Below are 12,205 nucleotides of genomic sequence, written 5' to 3'. Positions count from 1 at the left end.
CGAGATTTTTCGGGCGGCCGAGGAAGCGCGCGGCGCACGGTGACCGCCAGCGTCTTTGTTTTCCTCGCAAACGTCGACATAATGTGCCGACCCCGTGAACGATCTACGGGCAACGACCTTCAATGCGCACGCATGAGACTGACGACTAAAGGCCTGTTGCTGATCGCCATTCCGGCTGTGTTCGAACTGGCGCTGCTGTCCGGACTGGTCAAGGCCCAGTCCGACGCGGCGCTGGCGGAGCGTTGGGCCATTCATAGTGAAGACGTGCTGCGCCAGAGCGCGGCGGTTCTCGATCCGGTGCTGGGCGAATCGGTGGCGCTGCGCGGTGCGGTGCTCGCCAACGACACGCACTTCGCCACGCCGGTCGCGGTATGGGTGGATGTCGACCGTCGCATCGACGAGCTGGCTGAACTGGTCGCCGACAACCCCGCTCAGGTCGAGCGTGTGGTGCAGGTGCGGCAGGCCGTTCAGGCGTATCGCCAATGGTCGGACCGGATTCAGGATCTGCTGCGCTCGGGATTGCGGCATGACGTTCTCCAACGCTTGCGCGATCCGGCGAAAAGCGACGCGCTCGATCGCTTCCGTCAACAGATGGTCGCGTTCCAGGCGCAAGAGCGGCGCATCGATGCGCTGCGCTCGACCGCCGCCGGCGTCGCGCGCGAACAGCAGCAGACTTTGATCGCTGCGGCGGCGTTCGGCTCGCTGCTGTTCGTGGCGCTGGCGATCTGGTGGTTCACGCGCGGTGTGCGCGGACGGCTCGCGCTCCTGTCCGACAACGCGGGGCGCCTCGCAGGCAACGAGCCGCTGGCGCCGCTCGACACCGGTCGCGATGAAATCGCCCGCCTCGATCTGACCTTGCATGAGACGAGCCGGCGTCTGCTCGAAGCCGAGCGCATCCAGGCGCGCTTCCAGGCAGACCTCACGCGCCGCACCGGCGAACTGGCGCAGATCAACGAGACATTGCGACAGCAGACCCAGGAAAACGAGATGTTCATCTACAGCGTGTCGCACGATCTGCGTGCGCCGTTGGTGAATCTGCAAGGCTTCTCGAAGGAACTGATCCGTGCCTGTGACGAACTGCGCGTGGCGGTGCGCGAGTCGTCGCTCGCCGAGCAGTCGCGGCAGCGGATCGAACGGGTAGTCGACGAAGATATCGGCGAAGCGCTGCATTATCTGCAGACGGCCGTGTTGCGGGCGTCGCACATCATCGATGCGCTGTTGCGGTTGTCACGGGTCGGTCGCGTCGAGTATCGCCGGCAGAAGGTGGACATGCAGGACATCGTGCAGCGCGTGATCGATGCGATGCAGGGCTCGATCCGCACGCGGCGTGCTCGCGTGAGCGTCGGCGAGTTGCCTGCGGTATGGGGCGATCCGACCGCGCTCGAGCAGGTGTTCGCTAATCTGGTGGGCAATGCGGTGAATTATCTCGACCCGGCGCGCGAGGGCAAGATCGAAATCGGGACGACGCCAGCGCCGCCGGGGGTGCATTCGTTACGCATTTTCTATGTGCGCGACAACGGCCAGGGAATTCCGGCGGTTGCTTTGCCGCGGCTTTTCAACGCTTTTCAGCGCTTGCACGGCAATTCGACCACCGGCGAGGGCATCGGTCTCGCGCTCGTGCGCCGGATGGTGGAACGGCACGGCGGACGCGTGTGGGCGGAGTCGCAGGCGGGGCGGGGCGCGACGTTTTATCTGTCGCTGCCCGAAGCCGGTATGCGGTCCGAGGAAGCGGCTGTCGCGGCGCCAGGTTTTCCGTCGATACGGGGCGAGCGCGGTCGGCGCGCGGACCGCGACGGTCGTGAAGGCGCGAGAGCAGGTGACAACCGGACAGTGCATTGCGTCGACACCGCGCCCGGTATCGGCTCGCGCTGATCGGCGCGGGCTCATGAGCATGCCGGCTATGCGGTTCAGTGCGCGGCGAAGATGCGCCGTGGTTTGAGCAGCTTGCTGCCGCGAATCGACCAGTAACAGCCGCAGGCGAGCAGAACGGCGACGCCTGTCAATGCCTCGATCGGTGCGGGCTGCAAACCGGGCAGGCCGCCGATCGTGAAGAGGCCGCGCGCGACGATCAGCAGTGCCGCCCAGATCGAACACGCGGCTTGTACCAGCATGCGAGTGCCGGTTACGCGCCGTGCGCGGTTGTCGCTCGACCAGTTGGCCGGCGTGCGCGCGCAGAAGAAAGCAATAGCCATCAGCGTGATGGCGAGGATGACGATCCAGTCGATCAGTTCCATCGAAAAACACTCCCAAGTCAGCCCGAGACTTTAGAAAGGTTTTGCGGTGCGAACTATCGGACGAATCTCAAATGCAAAATGTTGTGCCGTATTCCGGCGAACGCCTGGTGCCGCGCGGGCAGGGCGCTCGCCGTCGAATTTCGCCCTAGCTTAAAGCTCGATCCGCGTGCCGAGCAGCACGAGGAACTGGCGCAGCCATTCGGGATGCGCGGGCCATGCGGGGGCGGTGACGAAGTTGGCGTCGGTGATCGCGGCGTCGACCGGAATGTCGGCATACTCGCCGCCAGCCAGTTTCACTTCGGGCGCGCAGGCCGGGTACGCGGAAATGCGCTTGCCGCGAATGACGTCGGCGGCAGCCAGCAGTTGCGCGCCGTGACAGACGGCGGCGATCGGCTTGCCCGCTTCGGCGAACTGCCGCACGACCTCGATCACTTTGGGATCGAGCCGGAGATACTCCGGCGCGCGGCCGCCAGCGATCGCCAGCGCGTCGTACTGGCGCGGATCGGCGTCGTCGAACGACGCGTTGAGCGTGAACTGATGCCCGGGCTTTTCGGTGTAGGTCTGGTCGCCCTCGAAATCGTGGATCGCGGTCTTGATCCGGTCACCCGCTTTCTTGTTCGGACAGACCGCGTCGACGATATGGCCGACTGCCTGCAGCGCCTGAAACGGCACCATCGTTTCGTAATCCTCGGCGAAGTCGCCGGTCAGAAACAGAATCTTCTTTGCCGCCATCGTATGCCTCCAGTTGATCAATGGAAAACAGCGAACCCAGTTCGACATTCATCGATGCTCACGCAGTCTACTCCATCGCGTTTGACGCAACCGCGACGGATTGCGTGAGCGAGCGTCCTCGCATGGCGCACCGTGCCGCGAACACGGCGGCGCGCGCTGCCCAGTGAGTCAGTGCGGCGCAACGGCGTATGATTAGCGCGTTTTCGCACGTGGAGGCCGCTCGATGCGGCTCAATTCAAACATGACTTCATCCCTCTATTGTTCGTTGTTGCGCCGCGCGGCGGTCGTGGTCGTCGTATTCGGCGCGCTGGCCGCGTGCCAGAAGAACGATGCGTCGGCCGGACAGGTTGCCGGCAAGCTCAACGACGCCGCCCAGCTCGCGGGTCAGAAGCTTGACCAGGCGGCGAGCTACGTCGGCCAGCAGGTCGATGCGACCAAATCCGCCGCGCAGCAGAACCTCGAATCCGCCTCCGCGCCGTCGATCAACATCGACCCGAGCGCCCTTGCTTCGAGCGCGCAGGCCAATCTGCAAAGCGCGGCGAGCACGACTCACGCGCAACTCGGCAAGGCCGCGTCGCTCACCGGCCAGAGCCTCGAAACGGCGGGGCGCAAGCTGCAGGAGTGGTCGGCGCAGAATACGGCGTCGTCGGCGCACGCGGCGGCTTCGTCAACGGGCGATTCGGCCGATGCGCAAAAGCAGATGGACAAGTGACATGCGAGCCGGTTCGATCGTCCATTTGACGGCTGGGTTAAATGTAATTACTATGGTTACACATTGTGGTCGCCGGGCGGGTATGTTGTGAATACGAGTAGCCGGTTTGCATTTGCGGTGCACGTGCTTGCGCTGTTGTCGCTGCAGGAGGGTGTGCCGCTTTCGTCGGAGATGATCGCGGGCAGCGTGAACACGAATCCCGCGCTGATCCGCCGGCTGTTGACCATGCTGGCCGAGGCGGGTCTTACCACCTCGCAGCTCGGCTCGGGCGGCGGCGCGCTGCTGGCCCGTGCGCCCGCGCAGATCAGCTTGCTCGACGTCTACCGCGCGGTGGATGACGCGCAATTGTTCGCGCTGCATCGCGAGGAGCCGAATCCGGCGTGTATGGTCGGGCGCAATATTCAGGGAGTGCTGCGCGGCATCATCGACGAAGCGCAGGAGGCGATGGAAGCGTCGCTCGGCGCTCGTACGTTGGCCGACGCCACAGCCGACGTGGTGCGCGCGGAAAAACAGCGCGAGCGTAAGCGGCGTGCGCACGGATGAGGCGGTGACGACGCAGTAATCGGAGGGCGCATGTGCGGCACATGCGTCTGAGAAACGGACGGGGGCGCGAGCCCTCTTTTTTCCACGATATATGTAATCAATGTAGTTACATATAAATCCATCACAGGAGCTAGAAAATGAGCAAGCAACTGAAGATCGCGTTGTTCGGTGCGACCGGCATGATCGGGTCGCGGATCGCCGCGGAAGCGGCCCGTCGCGGGCATCAGGTGACGGCGCTGGCGCGCAATCCGGCGCGCGTGCCGACCGACGTGGCGAATCTGCACGCGGCGCAAGCCGATCTGCTCGACGCCGCAAGCGTCGGCGCCGCGGTGCGCGGCCATGATGTCGTGGCCAGCGCTTACGCTCCGCCGCAGGACGACCTCGCGACGCTCGCGAAGGCGACTCACGCGCTCGTCGAAGGCGTGCGCGCGGCGGGATTGAAGCGCGTCGTCGTGGTGGGCGGCGCGGGTTCGCTGGAAGTCGCCCCAAGCAAGCAACTGGTCGATACGGACGGTTTTCCCGGCGCGTACAAGGCGATTGCGCTCGCCCATCGCGACGCATTCGACTACTACCGCGGCATCACTGACCTCGACTGGACTTTCTTCGCGCCGGCCGCGCTGATCGCCCCGGGCGAGCGTACCGGCCAGTTCCGCACCGGCGCGAACACGCTGTTGGCCGATGCCGAAGGCAACAGCCGCATTTCCGCGGAAGACTACGCGATCGCGTTCGTCGATGAACTGGAGCAGGGACGCTTCGTTCGTCAGATCGCGACGGTCGCCTACTGACGCAGACATCGACGAAGGCGGGCGGCGCGAGCATGCGGTGTTTTTACCGTCCCCGTGGGGGAGCGCGGGCGATCCGGTCCGTGAACACAGCGGCAAGTCGACAAGGCGGCGCCGCGACACCGCTGCGTCGCACGCGGCGCGCCGCGGCGACGCCGATAGCGTAGAGCGCACCGCGACGAAGGCGAGCTCGCCCTGCTGTGCTTTCGAAGCCCGCGCAAGCGCCCTAACATTCGGTTACGCATGTTCGGGCGCGCCGGCCAAAACTGCGGCTACACTGGCGACTCCCGTTTTCCTACGGATTGCCATGCAGTCATGCCCGTCGCGGCGTGAGTCCGAGGCTACGCCGTCCAACGGCGTGCAGCCGGCGACCCGCGCCGTCCCTCATTGTTTCCCAGACCGACCCGGCTCCGGCATGCGCCCGACTGTGTGCGCGCGCGTCGCGGCATGGTTCGGCGCATGGATGGCCGCGCTCGGCATCGCGCTGATCCTGTGCGCCGGCGCGCTGCCCGTGTCGGCGCTGGCTGCCGGCGCGCCCGCCAGCGCACCGGCCAGTGTGCCCAGCAGCACGCCGCTCATCCCGGCCTTGCAGAGCCTGATCAACAGCGCGACGGTGACGCCCACGCCAGTCGCGTCGGCCGCGTCGGCCCCCGACGCGGCGTCCGCACCGTCGCCCGCGAGCCAGGCGGAATTGGCCCGCTCGCTCGACAGTGTGATCGCCACGCTCGACAACGACCGCCAGCGCACCGCGCTCGTCACCCAGCTCAAGAAGCTGCGCGACGTCTCGCAGAACGTCGCGCCATCCACGCCCGCGCCCGCGCAACCGAGTCCCGGTCTGCTCGGCGCGATCGCGTCGGGCATCGCGTCGTTCGAAGCCGACGTGCATCAGGGCCGCACGCCCGTGCGCTACTGGGGCGGACGCTTCAATGCGGCCGGCAACGAGCTATACACGATCATCACCAGCCAGGGACGCGAGAGTTTCGGCCGCGTGCTGTTCTCGATGCTGGCGATGCTGGTTGGCTGGGGCGCCTGCGCCGGCGCGCTGATCTATCTGCAATACCGGCTGTACCGGCGCTTTGGCATCGTCATGCAGCTGAAGCCGAATCCGACCACGCGCGAACTGCTGGTCTTCGCGCTGCGCCGTGTCGGTCCGTGGATCATCGCCTTCGTCGCGGCGCTGCTGTTCGTGCGCGCGATGCCCGATGCGCTCGGCCGCACGCTCGGCATGGTGGTCGCCTATGCGATCGTCGCGGGCGCGGTGTTTTCGGCGATCTGCCTGATCATGTTCTCGCTGTCCGGCTCGGGGCATCGGCGCATCGCGGTGGGTCTGCTGATCGATCATGCGCGGCGTCTGCTGTTCGCGGTCGGCGTGTGTGGCGCGCTCGGCGATGCGGCCGTCAATTACGACGTCGCGCACCAGCTCGGCTCGAATCTCGCCGCGTTGATTTCGACCGCGGCCAACATGACGGCTGCCGTGCTGACCGGCTATTTCGCGCTCGCGTTTCGCCGGCCGGTCGCGCATCTGATCCGTAACCGGCCTTACGAGCAGCGCCACCATCACAAGGCCGCGACCGACGCGTTCGACGTGCTGGCTGCGCTCTGGCACGTGCCCGTGCTGGTACTGGCGACGGCGTCGGTGGTCGCGACGCTCGGCGGTTCGGGTTCCAGCGAAAACGTGCTGCAGATTTCGGTGGTGACCGCGCTGTTGCTGGTGCTGGCGTTTTTCCTGTCGGCCATCGTGTTGCGCATGACGCGCCCGCGCAGCGCACGCGCCCGTCGCCGGTCCCCGTATCTGACGCGGCTGTTGCGGTTTTTCGGCACGTTGCTCACGCTCTTCATCTGGCTGTTCTTTTTCGAACTCGCGGCGCGTCTGTGGGGCGTGTCGCTTGCCGCGATGGTCGAGCAGAACGTCGCGGCGCGCGGTATCGCGCATGCCGTGACGGCGATCGTCGCGACGGTGTTCATTGCGTGGCTGCTGTGGATTCTGGTCGATACCGCGATTACCGAAGCGCTCAATCCGGCCGGCCCGCGCACCAAGTCGCGCAGTCCGAGCATGCGCGCGCGCACGATGTTGCCGCTCGTGCGCAACGTACTGCTCGTGAGCATCATGACGATTGCGGGCATCGTCACGGCGGCGAACCTCGGCATCAATGTGACGCCGCTGCTGGCGGGCGCCGGTGTGATCGGTCTCGCGATCGGTTTTGGCGCACAGTCGCTCGTGACCGACCTGATCACGGGGCTTTTCATCATCATCGAAGATACGATTTCGGTGGGCGACTGGATCGACGTGGACGGCGGCCATGCGGGCACGGTCGAGCATCTGTCGATCCGCACCGTGCGCCTGCGCGACGGCCAGGGCGCGATTCACGCGATTCCGTTTTCGCAGATCAAGATCGTCAAGAACCTGTCGCGCGACTTTGCTTATGCGGTTTTCGAAGTGCGAATGGCGTTTTCCACCGACGTCGATCTGATCACGCAACTGATTCGCGAGGTCGGTGCGGATCTGATGGCCGACTTCCGTTACCGTCGCGAGATGCTCGGACCGATCGAAGTGTGGGGTCTCGACCGTTTCGATCCGAACTGGATGGTCGTGAAAGGGCAGATCAAAACGCGGCCGCTACAGCAATGGAGCGTGGCGCGCGCGTTCAACCTGCGGCTCAAACTGAAGATGGACGAGGCGGGCATCGAGATTCCGGTGCCACAGATGCGGGTCTATACATCGTCGAAGGATAGCGAGGGGCAGCCTTTGCAGGATGACGAAATGGCCGGGTTTGCCGGGCATGCGCATCAGCCTGTCGAGGCGGCGGCCGGCGCGTCGAAGCATGCCATGCATGCGCCACTGGCCGTGGCGCGCGATGTGTCGCATGAGCCGCGTCCGGCGCCGCCGCCGACCGGCACTGCGCCGGTTCCACCGCAGATTCCCACGGCGGGAGAAGCGGGCGGCAAGAGTTGATGGAAAGTGCGGGCGGTGCGGCGACGAGTGTCTGTCAGACCAGCGTCGGCGAGGCGTCCGCGCGCACGACGTCGTTCACGTGGGTAGCGATCTGCGCGCCCGACACGCCGTAAATATGCAACGAGACGGCGGGCGCCTCGCTGTCATTGCCCAGCCGATGAATCCCGCCGCGACCGCCACGCACGAACGACACCGCACCCTGTTTGCGCGCCTGCACGCGAGTGGCGCTTGCGCAATGCCGCGCGCCGTCCCAATCGAAGACCGTCTCGCTCAATGTGCCTTCGAGAACTGCATAACCGCACCACGTGTGATGCGCGTGCACGGGACTCATCTGGCGCGGCTGCCACACCAGCGCGGCGATGGCATAACGGCCATGCGGATCGGCAGCTAGCAGGTGACGCCGGTAGTTCTCCGCCGAGCCTTCACGTTGCGCCGGTGTGAGAAACGCCGGGTCCGTGGCCGCTTGGGCGAGCGCAAGGCGCAAGCTGCGCGCGAAGAACGTCGAGTCCGACGGCTCCGGGAATTTCACACAGGCTTCGAACATCGCGTCGAGCGCATCGCACAGACGCGCGAGCGGCGCCCGCTGAAGAACGTGCGATGACGTTTCGCCTGACAGTTGAGATGGCGTGGTTCGAGCCGCTTGCGCGAGGAGCGAGCGGCAATCGTGAAAGCGGTCGAACGAGGTTGCGCGGGAGTCGTGGCTCATGGTCGTGGCGCAGCGGCAGGGCTGCTCGCCGGTTCTGTGGGATAGCGATATTTATACCTGTTTGACCGAAGAAAGAGTTTCCATATAATTCCCCTGGAGGTCTTAAAAGTAGAATAATTTCCTATGGGGGTGTTGAAGTGGGAATGGATATCATCGATCGGAAGTTGCTTGAATTGCTGCAGGAAGACGCGACCATGCCGATCGCCGAACTGGCGCAGCGCGTGAACCTGTCTCAAACGCCGTGCTGGAAGCGGCTGCAGCGTCTGAAAGAAGCGGGCGTGATTCGGGCGCAGGTGGCGCTTTGCGATGCGCGCAAGCTTGGCGTGGGGACGACAGTGTTCGTCGCCGTGCGCACCAACCAGCACACTGAGGCGTGGGCGCAAACCTTCACGCGTGCCGTGGACGAGATTCCGGAAGTGGTCGAGGTGTACCGGATGAGCGGGGAAACCGATTATCTGCTGCGCGTGGTGGTGTCGGATATCGACGATTACGACCGGATCTACAAACTATTGATTGCCGCCGTGCCGCTGTACGACGTGAGTTCGAGCTTTGCGATGGAGCAGATCAAGTATTCGACGGCGTTGCCGGTGCGCGCTTCGGCAGTGACGTAGGCAAGCGCCTGCTTCACGTTGCGGCGGGTGCGGCACTTGCTGCGTCGAATGGCAAGCCGGTGTTGATTCGCACATGCACGAGTCAACCATCGGCAAGCCCCTCGGCCCAAAGCGTCACTTGCCGCCCCGTTGCAAGCCATGTGCAAGCTCAGTGCGCGTAGAATGCCGCGTTCGTCAAAACCATCCTCAACCGCTTCGCGAACCGAGCCTGCCTCATGAACAAACCGCCGCGCAAGAAGAACCCGACCTTTGGCGTTGCCGTCTTCATCGTGATTGCGATACTGGTGGTGATCGCCACGATCTTCTATAACGCCATCCGCGAAAAGCATGAGTTCGACAGCCAGAACACGGCGGTGCCATCGATTTCATCGGAAGCGGCGGCTGCGGCGACCGCCCTCAAGCCGGCCAGCGGCGCAGCGCAGTAACACGACGCGCGCCGCGCGCGTGCCGGCCTGCTTGCCGCTTCACGCTTCCGGCAAGCGAATCACGCTGGCATCCTTGCGGATCAGCGCCGCCGCCGCCAGCATCTGCTTGCACTGATGAGCGAGCAACTTCATGTCATGCACGGCCTCCGTCGAGTAGTCCCGCGACTTCTCCGTTTCGACCACCATCGCATCGAGATCGCGGCTCAGCAGTTTGATCTGCTCGGCCTGTTCGGCAGGCAATGGGGTGCCGGCTTCGGCTTCGGTGAGATTGTCGCGCACGACGCTCAACGCGCGCTGCAGCGGTTGTAGCGAGACGTCTTCGACTTGCTGCTGTTGCTGCGCGGAAGTGCGCAACAGCGGCGCGGCCGCCGTGATCTGCGACGCGAGCACGTGGCTGCGCACCAGCAGTCCATTCAACTCCGGCACGAACATCTGCGCGGACTTCGGCTCGAGCATCATCCGCTGAAACGCCTGGCCGAGATTGGCGAACGCAACATGAACGTTCTTGCGCGCGAGCCGGTAGTTGTAGTCGCGATCGAGTGCGGTGGCCGCCGCCGCGGCGGCAGCGGAGGCGCCTGCCGCCGGCCGGGCGGTCGCATTGCTGACGGTCGCGGTGCCTGGGTTGGCGCCGGCGTCCGCGATCGGTTGCGTGGCGCCCGCCGTTGCCAGCGCGGGTCCGGCGAAGCCGATCGCCGGATCGGCCATCGCCGCAGCGGGCGCGCGCGCGCCGGCTTCGGTCACGACGGCCGCCACCGCGGCGGCCGGCTTGCCGCTCCACCACCAGCTCGCTTCCAGGTAATGGCGCGTCGCACTGATCATGGTGTTGACGAGCTTGCCCATCAGCCGGTATTCCCAGTACGGGAACAGATGGCTCGCCGCGATCGCGATCGCGCAGCCGACCACCGTGTCGATCGCGCGTTCGCCGATGATGCGCATGCTGCCCGGCGCGAGCAGATGGAACAGCAACAGCACATACGACGACGTGAACACGACGCTCGCCGTGTAGTTGAACAGCAGCAGGCTGTAGCTCATCACCATCGACGCGAACATCGCCACCATGACGATGTGCGGTTCCTTCACGAAGATGATCAGCGCGATGCTCGCCGCGCAGCCGATCAGCGTACCGACGATCCGCTGCCCATTGCGTTGCTTGGTGAGCGAATAGCCGGGCTTCAGAATGATGACGGTGGTCATCACGATCCAGTACGCATTGGTGAGCGGCAGCAGACGGCCGAGCCAGAAACCCACGGCCACCGCGATCGTCACGCGCAGCGCGTGACGGAAGCTCGGCGAGGCCATCGTCAGGTTCGAAAAAATCTGTCCGAACGGCACGCGGCGGCTCGACACGAAACGGCTCAACGCCTGATCGATGCGCAACTCGGTTTCGGTCGCGCTCGGCTCGCCCGACAGGCTCTTGCGCATCTTGTCGATCAGCCGCGTGGCGCTCCAGATGCGCCGGAAGCTGGAGGACACCGCCGAATAGCCTTCGGGGTTTTTGGCCGGCAGATCCTGCTTGCGCAACAGTTCGATTTCGAACTCGATTGCGCGCAATTCCGCCTTGACGTTCACCCGCGCACGCGGCGCCTGGTTCTGCAGCACTGCGAGGCCGATTTCCTCGAGGTCTTCGGCGGCCTTGCGAATCAGGTCGCGGTAGAACACCAGCAGATCGGAGCCGCCGAACGTGCTGCGAACCAGCGAATAATCGGTGTGCGCACCGACGAACAATTCGTGAAGGTCGACGGTGTTGATGAACAGATTGAACAGCATCGCGCGGCGCGGTTCGAGCTTGCCGCGTTTGAGTCTGGGCAGATTGCGCAGCACGATGTCGCGCGCGGCGTCCTGACGTTCCACCGCGGCGATCTGCCTGTCGACGAGAATCCGGTAGCACTCGTCGAGATCGTTGTCGATGTCGTAGAACGCGGCGCGCGCGAGCAGATAGTCGGCGCAGGCGAACACGCTTTCGGCGAGCGCCTGCTGCTCGATACGATGCAGCATCCAGCGGCTCACGAAGGTCGACCAGTACGTGTACCAGAGGCCGCCCAACAGAATCCACGACGCGTTGACGAGCGCCTGTGTCGGCGTGAAGTGCTCCTCCAGCGTCATGATCATCATGAACAGCGTGGCGAAGCTGATCTGCGGCCAGCGGTTGCCGTATACGACGATCAGCGACAGCAGGAAGGTGAGGGGCACGACCGTGCACCATAGCGCGACCGGGTTGACCGTGGCGAGGCCGGTGGCGAGCGCGGACAGAAAGCCGATCACCGTGCACGCCAGCATCTCGTTGTGCTTGTACTTGAGCGGGCCCGGCATGTCGACGACGCACGCGCCGAGCGCACCGGTGGCGATCGTGAAGCCCAGCTCACGATTGTGAAACACGATCAGGCACAGGATGGCCGGTAATGACACACCGACTGCGATGCGCAGGCCGCCATAAAAGTATTGGCTATAAAGGAATTTTCTTAACTCAACCGAATAGCGCATCGACTACCTGGATTTCATTCACGGAG

At 64.8% G+C, this 12,205-nt stretch carries 11 protein-coding genes; 7 read left to right on the top strand and 4 right to left on the bottom strand.

Annotated elements, in window-relative coordinates; translation table 11 throughout:
• Positions 1–132 precede the first annotated feature (132 nt).
• The gene (locus tag HV770_RS02255; protein ID WP_175157878.1) at positions 133–1,872 is read left to right on the top strand and encodes a sensor histidine kinase; all 1,740 of its coding nucleotides are present in this window, start codon (positions 133–135) and stop codon (positions 1,870–1,872) included.
• A 35-nt stretch (positions 1,873–1,907) separates the two neighbouring features.
• On the opposite strand, the gene HV770_RS02250 is transcribed toward HV770_RS02255, so the two are convergent.
• Positions 1,908–2,234 carry a hypothetical protein gene (locus HV770_RS02250; RefSeq protein WP_175157877.1) on the bottom strand — a complete coding sequence of 109 codons (327 nt, stop codon included), beginning with the start codon at positions 2,232–2,234 and terminating at the stop codon, positions 1,908–1,910.
• A gap of 150 nt (positions 2,235–2,384) precedes the next feature.
• Positions 2,385–2,966: a DJ-1/PfpI family protein gene (locus tag HV770_RS02245; RefSeq protein ID WP_121318687.1), complete on the bottom strand. Its 582-nt coding sequence runs from the start codon at positions 2,964–2,966 to the stop codon at positions 2,385–2,387.
• 241 nt (positions 2,967–3,207) lie between these two features.
• On the opposite strand from HV770_RS02245, the gene HV770_RS02240 reads away from it, so the two are divergent.
• From HV770_RS02240 to HV770_RS02225, 4 genes are all read left to right on the top strand, one after another.
• On the top strand, positions 3,208–3,678 hold the full coding sequence (locus HV770_RS02240; RefSeq protein WP_175157876.1) for a BCAL1086 family glycoprotein: 471 nt from the start codon (positions 3,208–3,210) through the stop codon (positions 3,676–3,678).
• 87 nt (positions 3,679–3,765) lie between these two features.
• The gene (locus tag HV770_RS02235; RefSeq protein ID WP_175157875.1) at positions 3,766–4,221 is read left to right on the top strand and encodes an Rrf2 family transcriptional regulator; all 456 of its coding nucleotides are present in this window, start codon (positions 3,766–3,768) and stop codon (positions 4,219–4,221) included.
• Between the two features lie 137 nt (positions 4,222–4,358).
• Positions 4,359–5,006 (top strand): NAD(P)-dependent oxidoreductase, encoded by a 648-nt coding sequence (locus tag HV770_RS02230; RefSeq protein WP_175157874.1) that lies wholly within the window; start codon positions 4,359–4,361, stop codon positions 5,004–5,006.
• A 304-nt stretch (positions 5,007–5,310) separates the two neighbouring features.
• Entirely contained in the window at positions 5,311–7,956 is a 2,646-nt protein-coding gene (locus HV770_RS02225) for a mechanosensitive ion channel family protein (protein ID WP_175157873.1), read from the top strand.
• Positions 7,957–7,990: 34 nt separating this feature from the next.
• Here the strand turns inward: HV770_RS02225 and HV770_RS02220 are convergent, their stop codons facing one another.
• Positions 7,991–8,500, bottom strand: a complete 510-nt coding sequence (locus HV770_RS02220) for a cysteine dioxygenase family protein (RefSeq protein WP_425497364.1) — start codon at positions 8,498–8,500, stop codon at positions 7,991–7,993.
• A gap of 299 nt (positions 8,501–8,799) precedes the next feature.
• Here HV770_RS02220 and HV770_RS02215 point away from each other — a divergent pair, with 299 nt between their 5' ends.
• Positions 8,800–9,273, top strand: coding sequence for an Lrp/AsnC family transcriptional regulator (locus tag HV770_RS02215; protein WP_281366191.1), 474 nt, complete (start codon positions 8,800–8,802; stop codon positions 9,271–9,273).
• Between the two features lie 215 nt (positions 9,274–9,488).
• Positions 9,489–9,698 carry a hypothetical protein gene (locus HV770_RS02210; RefSeq protein ID WP_168664567.1) on the top strand — a complete coding sequence of 70 codons (210 nt, stop codon included), beginning with the start codon at positions 9,489–9,491 and terminating at the stop codon, positions 9,696–9,698.
• A 39-nt stretch (positions 9,699–9,737) separates the two neighbouring features.
• Here the strand turns inward: HV770_RS02210 and HV770_RS02205 are convergent, their stop codons facing one another.
• On the bottom strand, positions 9,738–12,179 hold the full coding sequence (locus HV770_RS02205; protein ID WP_175157870.1) for an FUSC family protein: 2,442 nt from the start codon (positions 12,177–12,179) through the stop codon (positions 9,738–9,740).
• Between the last annotated feature and the right edge of the window lie 26 nt (positions 12,180–12,205).

Source organism: Paraburkholderia fynbosensis (assembly GCF_902859935.1).
GTDB lineage: Bacteria > Pseudomonadota > Gammaproteobacteria > Burkholderiales > Burkholderiaceae > Paraburkholderia > Paraburkholderia fynbosensis.
This window is presented reverse-complemented; position numbering and strand designations above follow the sequence as displayed.

Coding starts and splice junctions, on each gene's coding strand:
- HV770_RS02210 (WP_168664567.1), top strand. CDS start 9,489: ATGAACAAACCGCCGCGCAAGAAGAACCCGACCTTTGGCGTTGCCGTC.
- HV770_RS02250 (WP_175157877.1), bottom strand. CDS start 2,234: ATGGAACTGATCGACTGGATCGTCATCCTCGCCATCACGCTGATGGCT.
- HV770_RS02225 (WP_175157873.1), top strand. CDS start 5,311: ATGCAGTCATGCCCGTCGCGGCGTGAGTCCGAGGCTACGCCGTCCAAC.
- HV770_RS02240 (WP_175157876.1), top strand. CDS start 3,208: ATGACTTCATCCCTCTATTGTTCGTTGTTGCGCCGCGCGGCGGTCGTG.
- HV770_RS02245 (WP_121318687.1), bottom strand. CDS start 2,966: ATGGCGGCAAAGAAGATTCTGTTTCTGACCGGCGACTTCGCCGAGGAT.
- HV770_RS02255 (WP_175157878.1), top strand. CDS start 133: ATGAGACTGACGACTAAAGGCCTGTTGCTGATCGCCATTCCGGCTGTG.
- HV770_RS02230 (WP_175157874.1), top strand. CDS start 4,359: ATGAGCAAGCAACTGAAGATCGCGTTGTTCGGTGCGACCGGCATGATC.
- HV770_RS02205 (WP_175157870.1), bottom strand. CDS start 12,179: ATGCGCTATTCGGTTGAGTTAAGAAAATTCCTTTATAGCCAATACTTT.
- HV770_RS02220 (WP_425497364.1), bottom strand. CDS start 8,500: ATGTTCGAAGCCTGTGTGAAATTCCCGGAGCCGTCGGACTCGACGTTC.